This is a genomic window from Bifidobacterium sp. LH_426 (assembly GCF_056356875.1).
In genome coordinates, this window is the sequence record NZ_JBKEVB010000001.1 from 158,758 (window position 1) to 180,405 (window position 21,648).

A 21,648-nucleotide genomic window follows, 5' to 3' on the forward strand; every position below is an offset into this window, starting at 1 on the left:
CTCAAACTCCTTACCGCCCCGACGCCCGCGTCGCGCGTCGCCCGGACCGTCCGTCCCATGGTGCGCATGCCGGCGCATGTCACCTCAATGATGATAATAAGGACCATAACGCAATCGAGGAACCTTCCGACAGACCAGAGGTGACATTGAGCAGCAGCACCGCAACCCGTGAACCATCGCACGCCAGCAGCACCGGCGAGGAGGCCGTCGCGACGGACGGCGGGGGAGTGCTCGCCGAAGCGTCCGAGGTGCTGCTCGACGAAGGGAACGGCGCCGGCTGGGCGGAACGCCACGACGAGGAGTGGGCGGAACGCGAGTCGCGCAACCAGCTGAAGCACGTCGCCGGCCTCGGCGAGCTTAAGGACGTCACCGAGGTCGAATACCGCAAGGTGCGCCTCGAACGCGTCGTGCTCGTCGGCGTATGGTCGAGCGCGAAGACCACGCAGGCGAAGGCCGAGGAGTCGCTGCGCGAGCTCGCCGCGCTCGCCGAGACCGCGGGCGCCGAGGTGTGCGACGGCCTGCTCCAGCATCGTCTCAAGCCGGACGCCGCCACCTACGTGGGTTCCGGCAAGGCGCGCGAGATCGCCGACATCGTCGCGCGCGAGGAGGCGGACACGATCGTCGTCGATGACGACCTGCCGCCGAGCCAGCGCCGCGGACTTGAGGACGCCGCCAAGGTGAAGGTCGTCGACCGCACCGCCGTGATCCTCGACATCTTCGCCCAGCATGCCACCAGCCGCGAAGGCAAGGCGCAGGTGGAGCTCGCCCAGCTCGAATACATGCTGCCGCGCCTGCGCGGTTGGGGCGGGTCCCTGTCGCGTCAGGCGGGCGGCCGCGCGGCCGGCGCGGACGGCGGCATCGGATCGCGAGGCCCGGGCGAGACGAAGATCGAGATGGACCGACGCGTCATCCGCACGCGCATCGCCCGCCTCAAGCGTCAGATCCGCGAGATGGCGCCCGCCCGCGAGGTCAAGCGCGGCTCGCGCCGGCGCTACGGGCTGCCCACCATCGCCGTCGTCGGCTACACGAACGCGGGCAAGTCGTCGCTGACGAACCGGCTCACCGGATCGACGGAGCTCGTCGAGAACGCGCTGTTCGCCACGCTCGACACGGCCGTGCGCCGCGCGAAGGCGCGCGACGGCCGTCTCTATGCCTACGTCGACACCGTCGGATTCGTGCGTCGTCTGCCCACGCAGCTCGTCGAGGCGTTCAAATCCACGCTGGAGGAGGTCGCCGAGGCCGACGTGATCCTGCACGTCGTCGACGGCTCGCACCCGGACCCGTTCTCGCAGATCGACGCGGTCAACGAGGTGCTGTCCGGCATCGACGGCGCCGAATCCATCCCGCGCATCATCGCGTTCAACAAGGCCGACATGTGCGACGAGACCACGCTGGAACGGCTCGCCGCGCTCGAACCGGACGCGCACATCGTCTCCGCGTTCGACGGCCGCGGCGTCGACGCGTTGCGCGACGCCGTCGAATCGCTGCTGCCCGTGCCCAACGTGCACGTGGACGCGCTCCTGCCGTACACGGCCGGCGCCCTGCTGTCCCAAGTGCGCGAATACGGCCATGTCGAAAGCGTCGAATGGCGCGACGACGGCGTGAAGGTCGTCGCCGACGTCGACGCGCATCTCGCCGCGCGCATCGTCGCCGTCGCCGTCGACTGACGTCGGCGCGGCGGCGTGCGGTGTCGCGCGGCCGCCGTCCAATATCTTCGTGGCTCGCGATGTGACTTTGCCCACATGTGTCGCGCGATGCGCGTGTGAGCGATAACAACGTTGCCGTTGCAAGGATTCCGTCAACCAACGTTCGACGCGTCGTCACGTTATGCGAGTACATTGGTAGCCGTTGGTTGAATGATGCCCGGCAACGGGCATTGACTCTAAGAGAGGTTCATTAACATGGCTGAATTGGTCAACAAGCCCACGAAGCTCGCTGTCATCGGCGCCGGCGCCGTCGGCTCCACCCTCGCGTTCGCCGCCGCCCAGCGCGGCATCGCCCGCGAGATCGTCCTCGAGGACATCGCCAAGGAGCGCGTCGAGGCCGAGGTGCTCGACATGCAGCACGGCTCCAGCTTCTACCCGACCGTCTCCATCGACGGCTCCGACGATCCGGAGATCTGCCGCGACGCCGACATGGTCGTCATCACCGCCGGCCCCCGCCAGAAGCCGGGCCAGTCCCGCCTCGAGCTCGTCGGCGCCACCGTCAAGATCCTCCAGGCCATCATCCCGAACCTGGTCAAGGTCGCCCCGAACGCCATCTACATGCTCATCACCAACCCGGTCGACATCGCCACCCACGTCGCCCAGAAGATCTCCGGCCTGCCCGAGAACCAGGTCTTCGGCTCCGGCACCAACCTCGACTCCGCCCGCCTGCGCTTCCTCATCGCCCAGCAGACCGGCGTCAACGTCAAGAACGTCCACGCCTACATCGCCGGCGAGCACGGCGACTCCGAAGTCCCGCTGTGGACCTCCGCCACCATCGGCGGCGTCCCGATGCTCGACTGGACCCCGCTGCCGGGCCACGAGCCGCTCGACGCCGACACCCGCGAGCAGATCCACCAGGACGTCAAGAACGCCGCCTACAAGATCATCAACGGCAAGGGCGCGACCAACTACGCCATCGGCATGTCCGGCGTCGACATCATCGAGGCCGTCCTCAAGGACTCCAACCGCATCCTGCCGGTGTCCTCCATGCTCAAGGACTTCCACGGCATCTCCGACGTGTGCATGTCCGTCCCGACCCTCATCAACCGCGCCGGCGTCAACACCGCCATCAACACCCCGGTCTCCGACAAGGAGCTCGCGGCCCTCAAGCGCTCCGCCGAGACGCTGAAGGAAACCGCCGCCCAGTTCGGCTTCTGATGAAAACGGCGATGCGCGGAGCGTCTTCGGCGTTGCGGTAGGCTCGACGTACCTTCGTACGCCTTCGCCTCCCGCGCCTTGAAGCCGCACGCGCGCATCACCATTTTCATAGGGTTGATGCCCAACGGCTTTTTTCGTGAAACAACCCCTGTACGGGTGCCTTGTGTGGGCCCGTACAGGGGTTGTTCTTTTCCGGCTCCCGCTGGCGGGAGCTGTCGGACGGAGTCCGACTGAGGGTGGTTCGACCTACTCGTGGAGGGATTCGTCGGAGGGGGAGTCGTAGCCTTCCGGTTCGAGCTGGAACGTGGTGTGGGGGATTGAGACCGGGAAATGCTCGCGCAGGCAATCCTGCAGCTGCTCGAGGATCACCGCCGCCTGCTCCATCGTGAGCCCCCGATCCACCACCACATGCGCCATCAGGAACGGCATGCCCGTCGACACCGTGCTCGCATGCAGGTCATGCACCGCCACCACATGCGGCACCTGCTCCAGATGCTCGCGCACCTCGTCCAGATCCAGCCCCTCCGGCGTCTCCTCCAGCAGCACATGCACCGCCTTGTGCAGCAGCGACACCGCGCGCGGGATCATCATCAGCGCGATCACGCCGCCCGCCACCGCGTCGAAGCCCATCCAGCCCGTCGACATCATCACCAAGGCGGACAGCACCACCGCCACCGAACCCAACGCGTCGTTCATCACCTCGAGGAACGCCGCCTTCATGTTCATGTTGTCGCCGCGCTGCGAAGCCAGGATGAAGATCGACGCCACATTGGCCGACAAGCCTAGGATGCCCACGAACAACAGCAGATTCACGTCGTCGATGCCATGACCGGCACCGCCGAACAGGCGCATGCCCGCCTCCACCAGCGCGTATACGCCCACGATGAGCAGCACCACCGCGCCAGCCGCCGCCGTCAGCACCTCGAGCCTCGCCCAGCCCCACGTGCGCGTGCTGCTCGGCCTGCGGCCCATCAGCACCGCCGTCACCGTCGAGGCGATCAACACCGACATGTCCGTCAGCATATGGCCGGCGTCCACCAGCAGCGCGAGGGAGCCGGTCAGCACCGCGGCCACCACCTCCACGACGAACACCGAAGCCGTCACCGCCAGCGTGGCCGTAAGCCTGCGGCGATGGGCCGCCGCCTCCCGGCCGGATGGCGACGGCGTTGCGGCCGAACCATGCGCATGATCGTGAACCATGACGACACCTCGCTTCCATCGGCCCCACGCAGGTGAGACCGTTTCTCACTACCATTCCCGGTAGCGTCCGAAAACACGAGGACCCCGGCGTTGCGGCCGGGGTCCATGACGATGACGACTATAGCACGCGCGCCGCTACAGGCGGCGCAGCACCGTGACCACGCGTCCCATGATCGTCGCGTGCGTGCCGTCGATCGGCGGATAGGCGGGATTGTGCGGCATCAGCCACAGGTGCCCGTTCTCGCTGCGGTACGTCTTCACCGTGGCCTCGCCGTCCAGCAGCGCGGCCACGATGTCGCCGTTCACCGCGTCCTGCTGCTCGCGCACCACCACGAAGTCGCCGTCGCAGATCGCCGCGTCGATCATCGAATCGCCATGGACCTCGAGCATGAAGAGATTGCCGCCGGGGCCCGTCAACCGTTCGGGCAGACGCATCACGTCCTCGACATGCTGTTCGGCGGTGATCGGCACGCCCGCGGCGATGCGGCCCACCAGCGGCACGTCGCGCGACTCCCGTACCGACGCGGACGACGACGCCGGGAACGGCACCACCACGGTGGAGCCCTCCGCCATCGGCGAGGAGGCGGGGGAGGAGGGGGCGTCGTCGATGTGTTCCGGAGGGGTGCCGAAGGCCGACGCCCCCGCCGTGGGCCGGAGGATCTCGATGGCGCGCCCCTTGTTGGCGTTGAGGCGGATGAACCCCTTCGCTTCGAGCGTCTGCAGCTGGTGCTTCACCGACGAGGGGCTCTTCAGACCGGCCGCCCGGCCGATGTCGCGGAAGGAGGGGGAGAAGCCGCGCTCGCTCTGGTACGTCCTGATCGCGTCGAGGATCATCCGCTGACGTTCCGTCAGCTCCCTCTCGTCCGGTTCGCCGGCGTTTCCCGGCCTGAACGGTACGGTGCCCATGCGCGCTCCTTTCCTGTGAATGATGCAAGCATAGCGCCGAAACGGGCAATCGGCAAAACATATGTTCGACACGGCGGGTTGCGATGTTCGAACATATGTGCCACAATCAAAACAACTGTTCGATGGAACGTCTGTTCGAAAGGATGTGGTCGTCATGGCGAAGACGATGGAACGGGCGGTCGTGGTGGTGTTGGCGGCCGTCGCGATATGGATCGGCGTGGGCGTGCTGTTCTCCCCGGCGCAGGCGAGAAGCGCCACGGGCGCGATGGAGGTGACGAGCTATACGGTCCAGCCGGGGCAGACGTTGTGGACCTATGCCGAGATGATCACCCCGGAGGGCGGCGACGTGTCCGAATCGGTGGACGAGCTGATGCGTCTGAACGACATGAGCGGCACCGAGGTGCGCGCGGGCCAGCGCATCGTGGTGCCCAGGGACGCGGCGAGGTGACGGGCTCCGGGGCGTGTCGAAACCCCGCCGCGGCGGGGCGCGGGGTGGGTCACGGTATGGTGGATGGCATGCATTGCCCGTATTGTCACCATGCCGAGACGAAGGTCATCGAGACCCGCGTCAGCGAAGACGGCTATTCGATTCGTCGTAGGCGCATGTGCCTGCATTGCAACAAGCGTTTCACCACACTGGAGACCACCACCTTGCTGGTCGAGAAGCGGTCCGGAAGCCTGGAGCCGTTCAACAGGGACAAGGTCATCTCCGGCGTGCGCAAGGCCTGCCAGGGGCGTCCGGTCAAGGAGGACGACCTGAGGAAGCTCGGCCAGCGCGTCGAGGAGGATCTGCGATCCACCGGACAGGCCCAGGTCACCTCCGACGAGGTCGGCAAGGCCATCCTCAAGCCGTTGCGGGAGCTCGACCAGGTCGCCTACCTGCGGTTCGCCAGCGTCTACCAGAACTTCGAGGACCTGTCCGACTTCCAGCGCGCCATCGACGCGCTCAAGGACTGAACGGACCATACCGATTCTCGGCATCTTCGGCAAGGCCCCGGTGTCCCGTTCCTGTTTCGGAACGGGACACCGGGGCCTTGCCGTGTCCGTCCCGGGCCGCCGGCGGATGGCGACGAGGGACGGACACGCGGCGCGACGGGCGCGACGCGTCAGGAGATCACGCGCATGCGGATGGTCCCCTCGATGGAGCGCAGGGCCTCCAGGGCGGTCTTGGAGGGACGCTGGGACACGTCGGTCACCACGTAGCCCAGTTCGCCCTCGGTGCCGAGCGACTGCGCGGCGATGTTGATGTTCTCCTCGCCGAGCACGCGGTTCACGTGGGCGAGCACGCCCGGCAGGTTGGCGTGCAGGTGGGCGATGCGGGCCACTCCGCGGTTCGCGCCCAGATTGATCTGCGGCAGGTTCACCGACAGCGAGGTCGAGCCCTTCTCCCAGTAGTCCTCGAGTCGCTGCGAGACGAAGTGGCCGATGGCCTCCTGAGCCTCCAGCGTCGAGCCGCCGATGTGCGGCGTGAGGATCATGTTGTCCTCGTCGGCCAGGGCCGTCTCGAACGGGTCGCCGGTCTTCTTCGGCTCCACGGGGAACACGTCCACGGCCGCGCCGGACAGGTGGCCGGAGTCCAGATGCTGCTTCAATGCGCCGAGGTCGGCGACGAAGCCGCGCGAGGCGTTGATGAAGATCGCGTCCTGCTTCATGTGGGCGAACTGGTCCTCGCCGAAGAAGCCGGTGTTCGACTTGCGGCCGTCCACGTGGATCGTCACCGCGTCCGACTGTTCGAGCAGCTCGTTGAGCGTCGCGCAACGGTGGGCGTTGCCGAGCGCCAGCTTCTCCTCCAGATCGTAGAAGACGACGCGCATGCCCAGGGCCTCGGCGAGCACGCTCAGCTGGGAGCCGATGTTGCCGTAGCCGATGATGCCCAGGGTCTTGCCACGCACCTCATGCGAGCCGGTGGCCGTCTTGTCCCATACACCGTGCTTGAGATGGTGCGTGTGGGCGGGGATGCGGCGCATCAGGCAGATGATGTCGCACAGCACCAGCTCCACCACGGATCGCGTGTTCGAATACGGGGCGTTGAACACGGCGATGCCCTGCTCCCCGGCGAAATCGAGATCCACCTGGTTGGTGCCGATGCAGAAGCAGCCGACGGCGGACAGCGTCGGGCGCGCCTCGAGCACGCGGCGCGTCACGCTCGTCTTGGAACGCACGCCGACCACGTCGACGCCGTCCAGCGCGTCGATGAGCTCGTCCTCGTTCAGCGCCCCCTTCATCGTCTCCACTTCGAACCCGTGGTCGCGCAGCGACTTGGCCGCATCCGGGTGAATGTTCTCCAACAACAGTGCTTTAGGCATATTCCCCACCTTAGAGTTCCAGGTCCTTTTCGTCCAATGAGGTCCGCACGATGGCCAGACGCTGCGTCGGACGGGTCATCGCCACGTACAGGTCGGCGGCCGCCACCAGGCGGCTCGGCGCCTCCTGGTCGATGAGCCCGGGCTCGACGAGCACGACCGCATCGTATTCGAGGCCCTTCACCGTCTCGGTGCCGCACACGTCCACCTGACGGTCCCAGGTCTCCTGTTCGGCGAGCCTGCGCGCCTCGTCGTCGCCGAGGACGGCCTTCAGCTGCGGCGCGAGCGCCCGGCGCAGCTCGAAGCGCAGCGCGTCGGGGGCGATCACGGCCACACGGCCCGAACCGTCCTGGGCGACGAAGCGCTTCGCGAGCTCGGCCGCCTGCCGGGCCGCCGCCCCGACCAGCTCGTCGCGCGTGCCCACCGTGGTGCGGGACACGGAGTCCGCGATCCGCCGCACCGCGTGCACGGTGGAGATGTAGAGCCCCTGCGCCTCGGCGAACCGTCCGGCCAGGTCGGACACCTCCTGCGGGTTGCGGTAGTCGATGGTCAGCTCGTTGAGGTCCCAGCGGCCGCGGCCGAACAGACGGTTCATCGTCTTCGGCCACGAGCGGGTGCCGCCGAGCGCGCTGGTCTGCGCCACGTCGCCCACGATCGTGAACGAGCGGGACGGGCAGCGGCGCATGAGCATACGCCAGTCCATGGCGGTGAGCTCCTGCGCCTCGTCGACGACGATGTGTCCGTAGGTCCATTCGCGGTCGCGGCCGGCGCGCTGGGCCGTCGCCTCGCCGTCCGGGCCGTTGATCTGGTCGACGAGCATCTGCGAGGTGACCAGACCGGTGCCGATGCCGTTCTGCGCGAGCGTGTCCTGCGCGAACCGCAGCTGTTCGGCCTGCGCGGCCTCCTCGCGTCGCCGCTTCGAGGCGATCTTCGGATCCTCGCCGAGCAGCTCCAGCGCCTCGTCGAGCAGCGGCACGTCGGAGCGGGTGATGGCCGAGCCCTTCGGGCGGGTCAGTTCTGCGACGTCCTCCTCGCCGAGCCAGGGGGCGAAGCGGCGCAGCTTCGCCGGCTTGGAGAACATGTCGTCGATGAGCCATGCGGCGTTCATCGGCAGCCAGGCGAGGTTCAGGGCCACGCGGACCTTGTCGTTCATGCGCAGCAGCGAGACCGCGCGGTTGAGCTCGTCCTGGTCGGGCGTGTAGTCGAGCTGCTCCTCGTAGCGCGTGCGCATCGCGGAGATCATCGACTTGACGAAGGTCTCGCGCGCCTTGTTGTGCGGCTGGCGGGTGCGCTTGGCGTCGCCGATCGCCTGTTCGACGTCCACGGCGAGCATCGGCACGCTCATGCCGTTGATCTGCACGACCGGCAGGTCGGCGGGCACGCGTTCGCGCGCGGCGACGGCGTTGCGCACCGCGTTGGCCATGCGGTGGTCGCCCTTGAGTTGGGCGGCGCGCGGCGAGTCCGTGGCGGTCGCCTCGACGCCGGGGATGAGGTCGGCGATGGTGCGCGAGACCACGCCGGTCTCGCCGAGGGACGGCAGCACCTGGTCGATGTAGTGCAGGAACGTCGTGCTGGGACCGACCACGAGCACGCCGGAACGCTCCAGCGTGCGGCGGTGGGTGTACAGCAGGTAGGCGGCGCGATGCAGCGCGACCGCCGTCTTGCCGGTGCCGGGGCCGCCCTGCACGACCACTGCGCGGTCCATCGCGGAACGGATGATGTGGTCCTGCTCGGCCTGGATGGTGGCGACGATGTCGGTCATCTTGCCGGTGCGGCGCGAGCTCAGCGAGGCGAGCAGCGCGCCCTCGCCGGTCAGCGTGCCCGATTTGGACGCCTCGCCGACCTGGTCGGAATGGACGTCGAGCACCTCGTCCTCCAAGGCGACCACGTCGCGGAAGCTCAGGGTGATGTGGCGCCGCATCACGATGTCGCCATGATGGGAGGGGGTCGCCTCGTAGAAGGGCCGTGCGGCCTCGGCCCTCCAGTCGGTGAGCATCGGCACATGCCGTTCGTCGGACAGACCGATGCGCCCGATGTAGCGGCGCGACCCGGAGACGTCGTCGAGACGGCCGAACACGAGACGGTCCTCCACGGCGCGCAGCTGGGTGAGCCGGTCCTCGTACATGGTGGCGAACGAGTCGCGTTCGGTCCGTTGGGTGGGCGAGCCATGCGAGCCCGCGGCGCGCACGGTGTCGAGACGTTGCCTGGCCTCCGCGCGCAACGCGTCCAGACGGTCGTATGCGCGGCTGACCGCGCGCTGTTCCTCCTCGATCTGCGAGGCGTAACTCGACATGTGTTCCGTTTCCCCTGTTCTGGTCTCCTGAAAACTTGAGTGTTCCAATCTACTCCTCACCCCCAACGAGCGCGGGGCGCGGTCCGTTCTCCACGGGTGAATTCCCGGTGAATTCCGTCCGCGTGGCGTCCGGGGCGGCGAAAAAGCGCGGATTGTGTGCGCGTGTGGGGAACGATGGGGAAAAGTGGGGTAGAGTGGGGAGGCAGTGTGGTCGGAGTGTGTCTGGATGTCGCGCGAAGGAGGTGGGGCGGATGGCCGGCGAGACCGTGAACGGGATGCAGGCGGAGGGGTTCGGCCCCGCCCAGGGGGGAGCGAACCTCGCCGGCTATCCGGGATACGCCGGCTATCAGGCGTACCCGGGATACCCCGTCATGGGGGCGCCCGTAGCGTCCGGAAACGAGCCCGGCGTCGCCGGAGGCGGCATGGCGGGCGTGCCGGCCCCCGCGCCGCAGGCGATCCAGCCGCAGGCGGCGCTCCCGCCGCTCATGCTCGGCACCTACACCCCGAAGATCGACGCGAAGGGACGCATGGCGCTGCCCGCCAAGATGCGCGCGCAGCTCGGCACCGGGCTGGTCATGGCGCGCGGGCAGGAACGTTGCGTGTACCTGCTGCCCGCCATGGAGTTCCGGCGCATCGCGATGCAGATCCAACGCACCTCGATGGGCGACAAGGCGGCGCGCGACTACCTGCGCGTCTTCCTGTCCGGCGCCGTCGACCAGGATCCCGACAAGCAGGGGCGCGTGCTCGTGCCGCAGATGCTGCGCGACTACGCGAACCTCGGCAGCGACATCGTCGTGATCGGCGTGGGCACCCGCGCGGAGATCTGGAACCGCGAGGCGTGGGAGACCTACCTCGCCGACAAGGAACAGGGATACGCCGACATCGCCGACGACGTCCTGCCGGAGGTGGGACTGTGAGGACCGTGACCGCCGGCGACGCCGTCCCCGGCACGGACGACGAACGAACCAGAACCAACGGAACCATCGGAACGCAGACCGCGACGACGGTGAACCACGAACATTCCAAGGAGCACGACATGAGCGACACGAGCGCCGCGACGAGGGACCCGGCCACGATCCACCAGCCGGTCCTGCTCGACGACTGCGTGCGTCTGGTCACCTCGGGGCTCGACCGCGCGGACCATCCGGTGATCGTCGACTGCACGCTGGGACTCGCCGGACACGCCACCGCCTTCCTCAAGGCGGCGCCGCACGCCCGCCTCGTCGGCATCGACCGCGACGCCGAGGCGCTCGCGCTCGCCACCGAACGCATGGGACGCGAGGGCCTCGCCGACCGCTTCGTCCCCGTGCACGCGGCCTTCGACGAATTCACCGAGGCGCTCGACGCGCACGGCATCGGCCGCGTCGACGCCGTCTTCATGGACCTGGGCCTGTCGAGCCTGCAGATCGACGAGACCGACCGCGGCTTCTCCTATTCCCACGACGCGCCGCTCGACATGCGCATGGACGTGAGCCAGCCGCTCACCGCGGCCCGCGTGCTCGCCGAATACGACGAGCGCGCCCTGACGCGCATCTTCCGCACCTACGGCGAGGAGAAGTTCTCCCGTCCGATCGCCCGCGAGATCGTCAGACGGCGGCAGGAGGAGGGGCCGCTGGCCACCTCCGCCCAGCTCAACGCGCTCGTCGACGAGGTGATCCCGAAGGCGCACCGTCCCGCCGGCAACCCCGCCAAGCGCGTGTTCCAGGCGCTGCGCATCGAGGTGAACGGCGAACTCGACAAGCTCGCGCGCACCCTGCCGCAGATCGCCTTGCGCCTCGCCCCCCACGGGCGCATCGTCGTCGAGTCCTACCACTCGCTGGAGGACAAGACCGTCAAGACCTTCATGGCCCAGGGACTCACCGCCGACGTGCCGCCCGACATGCCGGTCGTCCCGCCGGAGGCGCGCCCGTTCTTCAGGGAGCTGACGCGCGGCGCCGTCAAGGCGGACGCCGAGGAGATCGCGGCGAACCCGCGGTCCGCGTCCGTGCGTCTGCGCGCCGTCGAACTGTCCAGGCCGCTTCCCGCCCGCGCCGTCGAACGGTTCGGACGGGACGCGCTGCCGCGCGACGCGCACGCCGGCCGCGCGGCGGACGACCGCCGCAGGCACGGAAGGAGGAACTGACATGGCGACCCCAGCACGCACGACACGTTCCGTCGCGTCGCGTCGCCCCGAACCCGCCTCCCGGCCGGCGTCCCGCCCCGAGCTGCGCGTCGTCGACGGCGGCGCCGACGACCGCGCCGGCCTCGTCGAGGGGCTCGGACGATTCATGACGTGGGTGAGGACCCGTTCCGCCCCGACCGTGCACATCGTCGTGGCGGTGACGTTCCTCGCCGGCACGCTCATCGGCGCGCTCATGCTGCGCACGCAGATGGTGAGCAACGCCTTCGAGGTCTCCCAGCTCGAGACCTCGATCAGCCGCCTCACCCAGGACGTGCAGGACGACCAGGCGAAGCTCGACCAGCTCGAGGCGTCCCTGCCCCAGAAGGCCAGCGACATGGGCATGGTCCCGCAGTCCGGATCCGTGACCATCGATTTGAACGGCTACCAGGAGCCACAGGAAGGCGGCCAGTGATGATGAAGCGCATCAGGGCGTTCGCCCGCGCCCACGGGATGGACGGCTTCATGGTGAAGAGCCTCGCCGTCGGGATCGCGCTCGCCGTGATCGGCACCGTGTGCCTCGGCAGGCTCGCCTGCGTGCAGCTGCTCGAAGGCCGGGCCACCGCCCAGGCGGCCACCAACGCGCGCACCTCCAAGGTCGTCACCAGCGCCAACCGCGGCAAGATCCTCGACGCGAACGGCACCGTGCTCGCCCAGAGCGTCGAACGCTACAACATCATCGGCGTGCCGGACGCGGCCACCGGGTTCACCCCCGTGTCCTGCGGCTCCAAGCAGGCCGAATCCCTCGGCTACTGCCATGAGATCGACGGCAAGCCGGTGGGAGCGACCGGCGCGGCCGCCGTCGCCCGCCTGCTCGCCCCCATCCTCAAGATGGACGCGATGGAGCTCGGCGCCATGCTCAACGGCACCGGCCAGTACGTCGTCATCAAGAAGGACGTCACCCCGCAGGTCAAACGCCAGATCGACAAGCTCGGCCTGTACGGCATCGTCTACGGCGAGCTCAGCAGCGAGCGCGTCTACGCGGAGAGCACGCTGCTCGGCTCGCTGCTCGGCGGCATGAACGACGACGGGCACGGCGCGGCCGGTCTGGAGCAGACGCTCGACAAGACGCTGAGCGGCACCGACGGCTACACGGTCTACCAGCGCGGCAACGGCGGCGAGGTCATCCCCGGCACCGTCACCGAGTCGAAGGAGGCCGTCGACGGCAAGGACGTGACGCTGACCATCGACTCCGACGTGGACTGGTACGTGAAGAAGGTCCTCACCGAGGGCGTCCAGTCCAGCCACGCGCAGTGGGGCATCGCCGTCGTCATGGACACGCGGACCGGCGGCATCGTCGCCCTCGAGGACTCCGACCAGGTCAAGGCCGGCTCCGACGAGGCGAAGCTCTCGGTCTCGCGCGCGGTCAGCCAGACCTTCGAGCCCGGCTCGATCGGCAAGGTGCCGGCGCTCGCCGCGATCCTGCAGAACGGGGCGCACAAGATCACCGACAAGTTCTCCGTGCCCTACGAGTACACGAAGAGCAACGGGCAGAAGTTCCACGACGCCGTCGAGCACGCCACGAAGCACTGGACGCTCGCCGGCATCCTGCAGAACTCCTCGAACGTCGGCATGGTCATGGCCTCCGAGAACGTGACCTCGCAGCAGCGCTACGACATGCTCACCAAGTTCGGCATCGGACAGCCCACCGGCCTGAACCTGCCCGGCGAGTCGCAGGGCGTGCTCGGCACGCCCGAATCGTGGGATGGCCGCACGAAGGACACGATCCTGTTCGGCCAGGGCTACACGGTCAACGCGCTGCAGCTGACGCGCGCCGTGTCGGTCATCGCGAACGGCGGCGTCATGCGCCAGCCGTCGATCATCAAGTCCGTGACCGACGCCGACGGGCACGTGACCGACGAGTCCCACGGCGAGGCGACGCGCGTCATCGACGAGAGCGTGTCGGACGAGATCAAGAACGCGATGGAGTCTGTCGCCGAGGAGTACAAGACCACGGCGGGCGTGGACGGCTACCGCGTGGCGGCGAAGACCGGCACCGCCGAGGTCGTCGGCTCCACCGGCCAGCTCACCTCGATCATCGCCGACTTCTCCGGCATCATCCCCGCCGACGATCCGCGCTATGTCGTGACCGTGGTCATGCTCGACCCGGACGGCATGTATGGTGGTACCACATCCGGCAAGCTGTTCGCGCAGATCGGTGAATTCCTCATGCAGAAGTACGAGGTGCCGACCTCGTCGCCGCGCACGGATGCTATTCCGGTTGAGTGGTAACACGGGCGAAAGGGAGAATATGAGCGCAGTGAGCGAGTCCATCATGCAGCGCATGACACTCGGGCATCTCGTCGAGCACTACGGCTGGGATCTGGTGCCGCCGTTCGCCAAGTCCGTCACCGTCACCTCGCTCGCCGACGACATCGACTCGGTCGCCCCCGGCGCGCTCCTGTGGTCGGACCACGACCTCGACGTGGACGCGCTGCGCCGCGCGCGCCGCAAGGGCGCCTACGCGGCGATCGTCCCCGAAAGCACGCGGGGCAACCTGCCCGAGGACCCCGACATGCCGATCCTGTACGCGTCACCCACCGACGAGGAGCTCGGCGCGCTGGCCGCGCAGATGGCCGGCAACCCGTCCAACACGCTCGCCGTGTTCGCCGTGAGCGGCGGCACGCCGACCGAAAGCGTCGCCGTGGTGGACAAGCTCGCGAAGTTCCTGCACATGCTCGGCAATCCGGTGGGCGTGATCAGCGTCGGCGGTTCGTATTCGCTGGAACGCGGCCTCGACCTCGACTATCCGCTCGGCGTGCTCGACCTGCAGCGCACGCTCGCCGTATGCGCCGAGGACGGCGCGGCGGCCGTGGTCATCGCCCTGGACGATCTGACCGTCTCCACGCACGCGCTCGAATCGGTCAGCGTCGACGTGTTCGGCTCGGCGACGCCCGCGCCGGCGAACGCCGACCGCGCGGTGATCGAACGCATGCAGGACGAATACGGCTTCCGCGCCGACGAGCAGATGCGCGTGACCAGCCGCACCGAGGAATCGGACACGCTGGCCCGGATCGCGACCACCACGGACACGGACGAGGAACGGCGGCGCCTGTCCCTCGCCATCGCCATGGTGCTCGCCGCGGGAGTGCGGCGCAACAACATCAGGAACGCGCTGCGGGTGGCCGGCGACCTCTCATGAGGCGCGCCGCCGTGACGCGCGCCCGCCCACGACGCGGACGGCCGTGCGGCGGACGGAACGACCGAAGAACGACAACGAACGACAAACGAGGAGCTCAGGTTTGACGGACAGCACAATGATGCCGATGACCATCGGCCAGATCGCGGAGGCGACGGACGGACGCATCGTCCCGCCGGCGGCGGGACAGGTGCCGGAAGGCGCGGTCGCGCGCCACACGGTCAGCGATTCCAGGCAGGTCGGCGAGGGCGGCGTGTTCGTCGCCATCAAGGGCGAACGCGTCGACGGACACGACTATGTGGCGCGTGTGGGAGCCCAGGGCGCCGTCGCGGCGATCGTCGACCACGAGGTCGCCGGCGCCGACGTCACCCAGATCGTCGTCGACGACACGGTCGCGGCGCTCGGCGCGCTTGCGAAGCGCAACATCGAACTGCGCCGCGCCACCGGCGAGCCGTTCACGCTCATCGGACTGACCGGATCGGTCGGCAAGACCACCACCAAGGACCTGCTCAAGGCGCTGCTCGCCACGATGGGCGAGACGGTCGCCCCGGTCGGCTCGTTCAACAACGACATCGGACTGCCGCTCACCGCGCTGACGGTGGGGGAGTCCACCCGCTACTTCGTCGCCGAGATGGGCGCCAACCACGTCGGCGAGATCGCCGGGCTCACCCGCATCGCCCCGCCGGACATCGCCATCGTGCTCAAGGTCGGCGTCGCGCATCTGGGCGAGTTCGGCTCCGTCGAACGCATCGCGCAGGCGAAGTCCGAGATCGTGCGCGGCCTCGCGCCCGGCGGCACGGCCGTTCTCAACGCCGACGACGCGCACGTCGCCGCCATGGCCGCCATCGCGCCCGGCGACGTCCTGTGGTTCGGCGTCGACCCGGCCAACGCCGGCAAGGACGCGCTCACCGCGCGCGACGTGGCCTGCGACGCGACCGACCGCGCGTCCTTCACGCTCGCCGCCGACGACGGTGCCGACGCGCACGTGACGATGGGCATCCCCGGCGCGCACAACGTGATGAACGCGCTCGCCGCCGCCACCGTGGCCCGCCGCCTCGGCATGGGACTCGACGACATCGCCCGCACGCTCGGCGAACAGAAGCGCATCAGCCCGCACCGCATGGCCGTCTCCACGGTGCGCGAAGGTGACGCCGAATTCACGCTCATCGACGACTCGTTCAACGCGAACCCGGATTCGATGAAGGCCGGCATCGACGGACTCGCCCGCTGGGGCGCCGGAAGCGGCCCCGAACCGTATCGCGTGGCCGTGCTCGGCGCGATGCTCGAACTCGGCGGCGACGAACGCGGTCTGCACCGCGGCATCGGCGAATACGCCGCCCACGCCGGCATCGACCGGGTCATCGCCGTCGGCTCGCCGGACGACCCGGAGTTCGACGCGCTCGCCGCTTCGATCGCGCAGGGCGCGACGGAGGCGGGCATGGACGCCGACGCCGTCGCGCAGGTGCACGACACCGACGCGGCCGACGCGCTCGTGCGCGAGGCGGCCCGCGGACATGCCGGCACCGTCGTGCTGCTCAAGGGATCGCACGCCTCCGGGCTGAGCGCGCTCGCCGCGCGCTGGACCCCGGACGCATGACGCCGCCGCACACCGCCGCCAACCGGGAACATGCCGGGGACGAGACCCCGGCGAGGGAACAGACAGGGAAAAGGAACAGCAAGTGATCGCGCTCATCATTGGAATCCTCGTGTCGTTGCTCGTCACGATCGTCGGCACGCCGATGCTCATCCGCCTCGTGCACAAGCTGCACTACGGCCAGTACATCCGCCAGGACGGCCCGCAGTCGCATCTGGTCAAGCGCGGCACGCCGACGCTCGGTGGCGTCGTCATCAACCTCGCCATCCTGCTCGGCTGGGGCGCCTCCGCGCTCTACCGCTACCTGCGCAACGGCGACGTGCCCTCGTGGTCGGCCGTGCTCGTGCTCTTCGCGATGCTCTCGATGGGCCTGCTCGGCTTCATCGACGATTTCGCCAAGGTGCGCAAGAAGCAGAACGAGGGCCTGACCGTGCGCGGCAAGTTCATCGGCCAGTTCATCTTCGCCACCGTCTACGCGGTGCTCGCGCTGCTCATCCCCACCAAGAACGGGTTCCCCAGCGCGCAGGCCGGCATGAGCTTCATCGAGAAGCCGTTCCTGAGCTTCGACTTCGCTGGACGCGCCGTCGCCATCGTCATCTTCGTGATCTGGGTGAACTTCCTCATGGCCGCGTGGACGAACGCGGTGAACCTCACCGACGGCCTCGACGGCCTCGCCGCCGGATCCTCGATGATCGCGTTCACCGGCTACGGCGTCATCGCGTTCTGGGAGAGCTACCACCTCAAGGGCGCCGGCCACTACGGCTTCGCCTACGGCGTCTCCGACCCGCTCGACCTGACCATCATCGCGATCTGCGCGGCCGTCGCCTGCATCGGCTTCCTGTGGTACAACACCAACCCGGCCGAGATCTTCATGGGCGACACCGGCTCGCTTGCGCTCGGCGGCCTGTTCGCCGCGCTCTCCATCGCCACGCACACCGAGTTCCTCGCCGTCATCATCGGCGGCCTGTACGTCATCGAGGCGATGAGCGACGTCATCCAGGTCGGCTACTTCAAGGCCACGCACAAGCGCGTGTTCAAGATGGCCCCCATCCACCACCACTTCGAACTGTGCGGATGGCAGGAGTCGAAGGTCGTCGTGCGCTTCTGGATGATCGAGCTCATGTTCGTGCTCATCGGCCTCGTCGTCTTCTACGGCGATTGGGTGACCCGCTCCGGCCTGCTGTTCAGCTGAGTCCGGCCGGGCCGGCGGCCGGACCGGCGTTCGGCGTAACAATCGATTGGAATAATGCCGCTGGAGCCGCGGCGTGACCCGTCACGGCATCGCGGACATCATGCGGACATCCTAAGGGGGATCAAGACATGGACATCACAGGAAAGACGGTCGTCATCGCGGGACTCGGCGTGTCGGGCACGTCGCTGGCGGAGGTGCTGCGGGAGCGCGGCGCGCACGTGATCGGCGTCGACGAGCGCAAGCCGGAGGCCGACCTCCACTCCTTCGACCAGATCGACTGGGACACGGTCGACTACGTCATGTCGTCGCCCGTGTTCAACCCCCGCACGCCGTTCGTGCTCGAGGCGCAGCGCCGCGGCATCCCGGTGATGAGCGAGGTCGAGTTCGCGTGGCGTCTGCGCGTCGACTCCGCGCGCACCGGCGAGCCCGCCGGCTGGATCGGCATCACCGGCACCAATGGCAAGACCTCCACCACCGAGATGACCTCCGCCATGCTCACCGCCTGCGGGCTCGACGCGCCATGCGCCGGCAACATCGCCTCCGGCAACATGGCGATGTCGCTGTCGCGCTGCGCCACCAACCCCGCGCACGACGTGCTGTGCGTCGAGCTGAGCTCGTTCCAGCTGCACTTCACCGATTCGCTCGCGCTCGACTGCGCCGCCATCACCAACATCGCCGACGACCATCTCGACTGGCACGGCGGCCGCGAGAACTACGCCGCCGACAAGGCCAAGGTGTTCCACGGCGTCAAGCGCGCGCTCGTCTACAACGCGGACGACGTGCTCGTCACCGCCAAGGCCGGGGCCGCCGAGCCCGCGGACGGGTGCCTCAAGGTCGGATTCACGCTGCATGAGCCCGAGGCCGGTCAGATCGGCGTCGCCGACGGCTGGATCGTCGACAGGAGCGGCGTCGCGGGCGGCGAGCCCGGCGAGGCGACGCGCATCGCGCCCATCGCCGAGTTCACGCATCTGACCGAGCCCGACGGCACCATCTACCCGCACCTGCTCGCCGACGCGCTCACCGCGCTCGCCCTCGTGCTCGGCTACGGCGCCGACAAGGACAAGGCGCTCGAAGCGCTGAAGGCCTTCCACCCGGGCGGCCACCGCATCGAGACCGTCGCCGCCACCGCCGCCGACGCGGAAGGCCGCACGATCCGCTTCGTCGACGATTCGAAGGCCACGAACGCGCACGCCGCCAACGCCTCGCTCACCAGCTTCGCCGACGGCACCGTCGTGTGGATCGCCGGCGGCCTCGCCAAGGGCAGCCGGTTCGAGCACCTCGTCGCCGACCGCAAGGCCACGATCAAGGCCGCCGTCATCATCGGCAAGGACCAGCGTCCGATGCTCGACGCGTTCGCCGCCTCCTCGCCCGACACCCCGCTCACCGTCATCGACCCCGAACCGAACGGCACGGTGATGGACCGCGCGGTCGAGGCCGCCGGCGCGTACGCCGCGCCCGGCGACGTGGTGCTCATGGCGCCCGCCTGCGCCTCCATGGACCAGTTCGTCTCCTACGCCGACCGCGGCAACCGCTTCGCCGAAGCCGCGCGCCGCTGGGTGAAGGCGCATGGCGAAGACTGATCGCGACCATCCCGGCATCCGTAGCCTGCTCAACCCGCTGTGGTGCTACCACGGCTTCCGCATGGCCGTACTCGGCCTGAGCGTCTTCGGCGTGATCATGGTGTTCTCGTCGTCCGCCGTCTCGTCGGCGTCGGCCGGCCGGTCGCCGTTCACCGATTCGCTCAGCCAGGTCGGCGTGTGCGTCGTGGGTCTGGTGCTCGGCATGCTCGTCGGCGCGTGCCCGACGCGGCTCTACCGGAAGGCCGGATTCCCGCTCGTCGTGGTCGCGGCCTTCGTCCAGGCGCTCACCTTCACGCCGCTCGGCGTCGGCCAGTACGGCAACAACGGCTGGATCGCCCTGCCCGGCACGTCGCTCACCTTCCAGCCCGCCGAGTTCACGAAGTTCGCCCTGTGCGTGTGGATGCCGTCCGCGCTGATCGCCGCGCGCCGGATCCTCGGCGACCGGACCGGATGGAAGGACGTGTTCTCCGCGTACCGGGCGGTGCTCATCGTGTACGGCGCCTGCCTGGTGCTGGTGCTCGGCGGCAAGGACCTCGGCACCGCGATGGTCGTCATGCTCATCGGCTTCGTCGCCCTGCTCGTCTCCGGATTCCCGGGGAGGAAACTGGCGGCGATCGCCGGAATCGGCATGGCCGCCGTGGTCGCGATGGTCGCGTCCAGCCCCAACCGCCGCGAACGCGTGCTCGCCGCATACACGCAATGCTCCGCCGCCGACGCGCAGGACATCTGCTACCAGTCGACGCACGCGCGCTACGCGATCGCCTCCGGCGGGTTCCTCGGCGTCGGCCTCGGCAACTCGCGCGAGAAATGGAACTATCTGCCGGCCGCGCACAACGACTTCATCTTCGCGATCATCGGCGAGGAGACCGGCTTCGTCGGCTGCGCGATGGTGATCCTCATCTTCGCGATCCTCGGCTGGTGCCTGCTGTTCAGCGCCATGCAGGCCAAGGACCGCTACAGCGCGATCGCCCTCATGTGCGTGGCCACCTGGTTCGTCGGGCAGGCGTTCGTCAACATCGGCGTGGTCGTCGGCATCTTCCCCGTGTTCGGCGTGCCGATGCCGTTCGTCTCGTCCGGAGGCTCGTCGATGCTCATGTGCCTGATGACGGCCGGATTCGCCAGCGGGCTCATGCGCCAGCAGCCGCAGGTCAAGGCGGACACGTCCAGACTGTAGATGGCCGCGCGCCTGACTATGCTCGATACCCATGAAGCATATCGTCCTCGCCGGCGGCGGCACCGCCGGACACGTCAACCCGCTGCTCTCCGTCGCCGACGCGATCCGGGGAATCGACCCCGACGCGAAGGTGACGGTCATCGGCACGGCCGTCGGACTGGAGAAGGATCTCGTCCCGGCCGCCGGATTCGAACTCGACGCCATCGACAAGGTCCCGTTCCCGCGCCGCCCCAACCTCTACATGCTGCGGTTCCCCGCGAAATGGAGGGCGGAGACGCGCAAGGTGCGCGGCATCCTCGAGGCGCGCGAGACCGACGTGGTCGCCGGCTTCGGCGGCTACGCCTCGGCACCCGTCTACGCGACCGCGCACCGCATGGGCCTGCCCATCGTCATCCACGAGCAGAACGCGCGCGCCGGCATGGCCAACAAGCTGGGCGCCCGCTGGGCCGACTTCATCGGCACCGTGTACGAGGGCACCGGCCTGAAGCCGGGCAAGGGGACCGAGATCGAACGCGTCGGCCTGCCGCTCAGGCCCGCCATCGCCTCGCTCGTCGGCGAGCTGGTGAAGGACCGCGCCGGGGCGCGCCGCCGTGCCGCGGCCGAGCTCGGCGTCGACCCGGACCGTCCGCTCGTGCTCGTCACCGGCGGCTCGCTCGGCGCGGTCAGCCTCAACCGCGCCGTCGCCGCGGCCGCGGGCGACATCCTCGCCCATGCGCAGGTCATCCACCTGACCGGTCGAGGCAAGGCCGACGAGGTGCGCGGGCTCGTCGACGTGAACGCCGGCGAGGGCCATCTCGCCGGACTGCGCTTCAACGACGGCGACGCCGCGGGACAGGGCGACTACCATGTCGCCGAATACCTGGAACGCATCGACCTGGCGTTCGCGTGCGCCGACCTCGTGATCTGCCGTTCCGGCGCGGGCACGGTCGCCGAGCTCACCGCGCTCGGTCTGCCCGCCGTCTACGTGCCGCTGCCCATCGGCAACGGCGAACAGCGGTTCAACGCGCAACCGGTCGTCGAAGCCCAGGGCGGCGTCATGGTCGCCGACGCCGACATGACGCCCGACTGGGTGCGCGGTCACATCCCCGCCCTGCTCGCCGATTCCGAACGGCTCAGGGCCATGGGCGCGAAGGCCTGGGAGTACGGCATCCGCGACGCGGCCGACACGATGGCGCGCCGCATCCTCGCCCTGGCCGGCACCGGCCGCGAATAGGCCGATACGCGAGTGGACCGATACGACATATC

At 68.8% G+C, this 21,648-nt stretch carries 18 protein-coding genes; 14 read left to right on the forward strand and 4 right to left on the reverse strand.

Annotation, left to right across the window (positions count from 1 at the left end):
• Nucleotides 1-227: 227 nt before the first annotated feature.
• Together hflX and AC1AYD_RS00630 are read left to right on the forward strand one after the other, a co-directional pair.
• Complete coding sequence (gene hflX, locus AC1AYD_RS00625) at nt 228-1,667, forward strand: GTPase HflX (protein ID WP_476502038.1); 1,440 nt, start codon at nt 228-230, stop codon at nt 1,665-1,667.
• Between the two features lie 234 nt (nt 1,668-1,901).
• A complete protein-coding gene (locus AC1AYD_RS00630) occupies nt 1,902-2,864 on the forward strand; it encodes an L-lactate dehydrogenase (RefSeq protein ID WP_163196046.1) in 963 nt (320 codons plus the stop codon).
• A 246-nt stretch (nt 2,865-3,110) separates the two neighbouring features.
• Here the strand turns inward: AC1AYD_RS00630 and AC1AYD_RS00635 are convergent, their stop codons facing one another.
• Nucleotides 3,111-4,064 carry a cation diffusion facilitator family transporter gene (locus AC1AYD_RS00635; protein WP_476501950.1) on the reverse strand — a complete coding sequence of 318 codons (954 nt, stop codon included), beginning with the start codon at nt 4,062-4,064 and terminating at the stop codon, nt 3,111-3,113.
• Nucleotides 4,065-4,199: 135 nt separating this feature from the next.
• Nucleotides 4,200-4,970: a transcriptional repressor LexA gene (lexA, locus tag AC1AYD_RS00640; protein WP_476501949.1), complete on the reverse strand. Its 771-nt coding sequence runs from the start codon at nt 4,968-4,970 to the stop codon at nt 4,200-4,202.
• A gap of 154 nt (nt 4,971-5,124) precedes the next feature.
• Here lexA and AC1AYD_RS00645 point away from each other — a divergent pair, with 154 nt between their 5' ends.
• Both AC1AYD_RS00645 and nrdR read left to right on the forward strand, forming a co-directional pair.
• Nucleotides 5,125-5,418 carry a LysM peptidoglycan-binding domain-containing protein gene (locus AC1AYD_RS00645; protein WP_476501948.1) on the forward strand — a complete coding sequence of 98 codons (294 nt, stop codon included), beginning with the start codon at nt 5,125-5,127 and terminating at the stop codon, nt 5,416-5,418.
• A gap of 68 nt (nt 5,419-5,486) precedes the next feature.
• On the forward strand, nt 5,487-5,927 hold the full coding sequence (nrdR, locus tag AC1AYD_RS00650; RefSeq protein WP_476502037.1) for a transcriptional regulator NrdR: 441 nt from the start codon (nt 5,487-5,489) through the stop codon (nt 5,925-5,927).
• Between the two features lie 149 nt (nt 5,928-6,076).
• On the opposite strand, the gene serA is transcribed toward nrdR, so the two are convergent.
• Both serA and AC1AYD_RS00660 read right to left on the reverse strand, forming a co-directional pair.
• The gene (gene serA / locus AC1AYD_RS00655) at nt 6,077-7,276 is read right to left on the reverse strand and encodes a phosphoglycerate dehydrogenase (RefSeq protein ID WP_476501947.1); all 1,200 of its coding nucleotides are present in this window, start codon (nt 7,274-7,276) and stop codon (nt 6,077-6,079) included.
• Between the two features lie 10 nt (nt 7,277-7,286).
• Complete coding sequence (locus AC1AYD_RS00660) at nt 7,287-9,566, reverse strand: HelD family protein (protein ID WP_476531761.1); 2,280 nt, start codon at nt 9,564-9,566, stop codon at nt 7,287-7,289.
• Between the two features lie 422 nt (nt 9,567-9,988).
• Between AC1AYD_RS00660 and mraZ the strand changes: the two genes are divergently transcribed.
• The 10 genes from mraZ to AC1AYD_RS00710 all read left to right on the forward strand — a co-directional run bounded on the left by mraZ (nt 9,989) and on the right by AC1AYD_RS00710 (nt 21,616).
• Nucleotides 9,989-10,483 (forward strand): division/cell wall cluster transcriptional repressor MraZ, encoded by a 495-nt coding sequence (gene mraZ, locus AC1AYD_RS00665; RefSeq protein ID WP_476502036.1) that lies wholly within the window; start codon nt 9,989-9,991, stop codon nt 10,481-10,483.
• Between the two features lie 119 nt (nt 10,484-10,602).
• Nucleotides 10,603-11,688 (forward strand): 16S rRNA (cytosine(1402)-N(4))-methyltransferase RsmH, encoded by a 1,086-nt coding sequence (gene rsmH / locus AC1AYD_RS00670; protein ID WP_476501945.1) that lies wholly within the window; start codon nt 10,603-10,605, stop codon nt 11,686-11,688.
• Nucleotide 11,689: 1 nt separating this feature from the next.
• Complete coding sequence (gene ftsL, locus AC1AYD_RS00675; RefSeq protein ID WP_476501944.1) at nt 11,690-12,139, forward strand: cell division protein FtsL; 450 nt, start codon at nt 11,690-11,692, stop codon at nt 12,137-12,139.
• Nucleotides 12,139-13,956, forward strand: coding sequence for a peptidoglycan D,D-transpeptidase FtsI family protein (locus AC1AYD_RS00680; protein WP_476531763.1), 1,818 nt, complete (start codon nt 12,139-12,141; stop codon nt 13,954-13,956). The genes ftsL and AC1AYD_RS00680 overlap by 1 nt, the downstream gene beginning before the upstream one ends.
• 19 nt (nt 13,957-13,975) lie before the next feature.
• Nucleotides 13,976-14,866, forward strand: coding sequence for a UDP-N-acetylmuramyl peptide synthase (locus tag AC1AYD_RS00685; protein ID WP_476501942.1), 891 nt, complete (start codon nt 13,976-13,978; stop codon nt 14,864-14,866).
• Nucleotides 14,867-14,981: 115 nt separating this feature from the next.
• Nucleotides 14,982-16,460 carry a UDP-N-acetylmuramoyl-tripeptide--D-alanyl-D-alanine ligase gene (locus tag AC1AYD_RS00690; RefSeq protein WP_476502035.1) on the forward strand — a complete coding sequence of 493 codons (1,479 nt, stop codon included), beginning with the start codon at nt 14,982-14,984 and terminating at the stop codon, nt 16,458-16,460.
• Between the two features lie 82 nt (nt 16,461-16,542).
• Nucleotides 16,543-17,649: a phospho-N-acetylmuramoyl-pentapeptide-transferase gene (gene mraY / locus AC1AYD_RS00695; RefSeq protein ID WP_476501941.1), complete on the forward strand. Its 1,107-nt coding sequence runs from the start codon at nt 16,543-16,545 to the stop codon at nt 17,647-17,649.
• 128 nt (nt 17,650-17,777) lie between these two features.
• Nucleotides 17,778-19,229, forward strand: coding sequence for a UDP-N-acetylmuramoyl-L-alanine--D-glutamate ligase (gene murD / locus AC1AYD_RS00700; RefSeq protein ID WP_476501940.1), 1,452 nt, complete (start codon nt 17,778-17,780; stop codon nt 19,227-19,229).
• Nucleotides 19,216-20,403: a peptidoglycan glycosyltransferase FtsW gene (locus tag AC1AYD_RS00705; protein WP_476501939.1), complete on the forward strand. Its 1,188-nt coding sequence runs from the start codon at nt 19,216-19,218 to the stop codon at nt 20,401-20,403. The genes murD and AC1AYD_RS00705 overlap by 14 nt, the downstream gene beginning before the upstream one ends.
• A 31-nt stretch (nt 20,404-20,434) precedes the next feature.
• Nucleotides 20,435-21,616, forward strand: coding sequence for a UDP-N-acetylglucosamine--N-acetylmuramyl-(pentapeptide) pyrophosphoryl-undecaprenol N-acetylglucosamine transferase (locus tag AC1AYD_RS00710; RefSeq protein WP_476501938.1), 1,182 nt, complete (start codon nt 20,435-20,437; stop codon nt 21,614-21,616).
• The last annotated feature ends 32 nt before the right edge of the window (nt 21,617-21,648 follow it).

What these genes read in the sequence shown, in the direction of transcription:
- AC1AYD_RS00630 (WP_163196046.1), top strand. Translation starts at nt 1,902, where the DNA reads ATGGCTGAATTGGTCAACAAGCCCACGAAGCTCGCTGTCATCGGCGCC.
- AC1AYD_RS00635 (WP_476501950.1), bottom strand. Translation starts at nt 4,064, where the DNA reads ATGGTTCACGATCATGCGCATGGTTCGGCCGCAACGCCGTCGCCATCC.
- lexA (WP_476501949.1), bottom strand. Translation starts at nt 4,970, where the DNA reads ATGGGCACCGTACCGTTCAGGCCGGGAAACGCCGGCGAACCGGACGAG.
- AC1AYD_RS00645 (WP_476501948.1), top strand. Translation starts at nt 5,125, where the DNA reads ATGGCGAAGACGATGGAACGGGCGGTCGTGGTGGTGTTGGCGGCCGTC.
- nrdR (WP_476502037.1), top strand. Translation starts at nt 5,487, where the DNA reads ATGCATTGCCCGTATTGTCACCATGCCGAGACGAAGGTCATCGAGACC.
- serA (WP_476501947.1), bottom strand. Translation starts at nt 7,276, where the DNA reads ATGCCTAAAGCACTGTTGTTGGAGAACATTCACCCGGATGCGGCCAAG.
- AC1AYD_RS00660 (WP_476531761.1), bottom strand. Translation starts at nt 9,566, where the DNA reads ATGTCGAGTTACGCCTCGCAGATCGAGGAGGAACAGCGCGCGGTCAGC.
- mraZ (WP_476502036.1), top strand. Translation starts at nt 9,989, where the DNA reads ATGGCGGGCGTGCCGGCCCCCGCGCCGCAGGCGATCCAGCCGCAGGCG.
- rsmH (WP_476501945.1), top strand. Translation starts at nt 10,603, where the DNA reads ATGAGCGACACGAGCGCCGCGACGAGGGACCCGGCCACGATCCACCAG.
- ftsL (WP_476501944.1), top strand. Translation starts at nt 11,690, where the DNA reads ATGGCGACCCCAGCACGCACGACACGTTCCGTCGCGTCGCGTCGCCCC.
- AC1AYD_RS00680 (WP_476531763.1), top strand. Translation starts at nt 12,139, where the DNA reads ATGATGAAGCGCATCAGGGCGTTCGCCCGCGCCCACGGGATGGACGGC.
- AC1AYD_RS00685 (WP_476501942.1), top strand. Translation starts at nt 13,976, where the DNA reads ATGAGCGCAGTGAGCGAGTCCATCATGCAGCGCATGACACTCGGGCAT.
- AC1AYD_RS00690 (WP_476502035.1), top strand. Translation starts at nt 14,982, where the DNA reads ATGATGCCGATGACCATCGGCCAGATCGCGGAGGCGACGGACGGACGC.
- murD (WP_476501940.1), top strand. Translation starts at nt 17,778, where the DNA reads ATGGACATCACAGGAAAGACGGTCGTCATCGCGGGACTCGGCGTGTCG.
- AC1AYD_RS00705 (WP_476501939.1), top strand. Translation starts at nt 19,216, where the DNA reads ATGGCGAAGACTGATCGCGACCATCCCGGCATCCGTAGCCTGCTCAAC.
- AC1AYD_RS00710 (WP_476501938.1), top strand. Translation starts at nt 20,435, where the DNA reads ATGAAGCATATCGTCCTCGCCGGCGGCGGCACCGCCGGACACGTCAAC.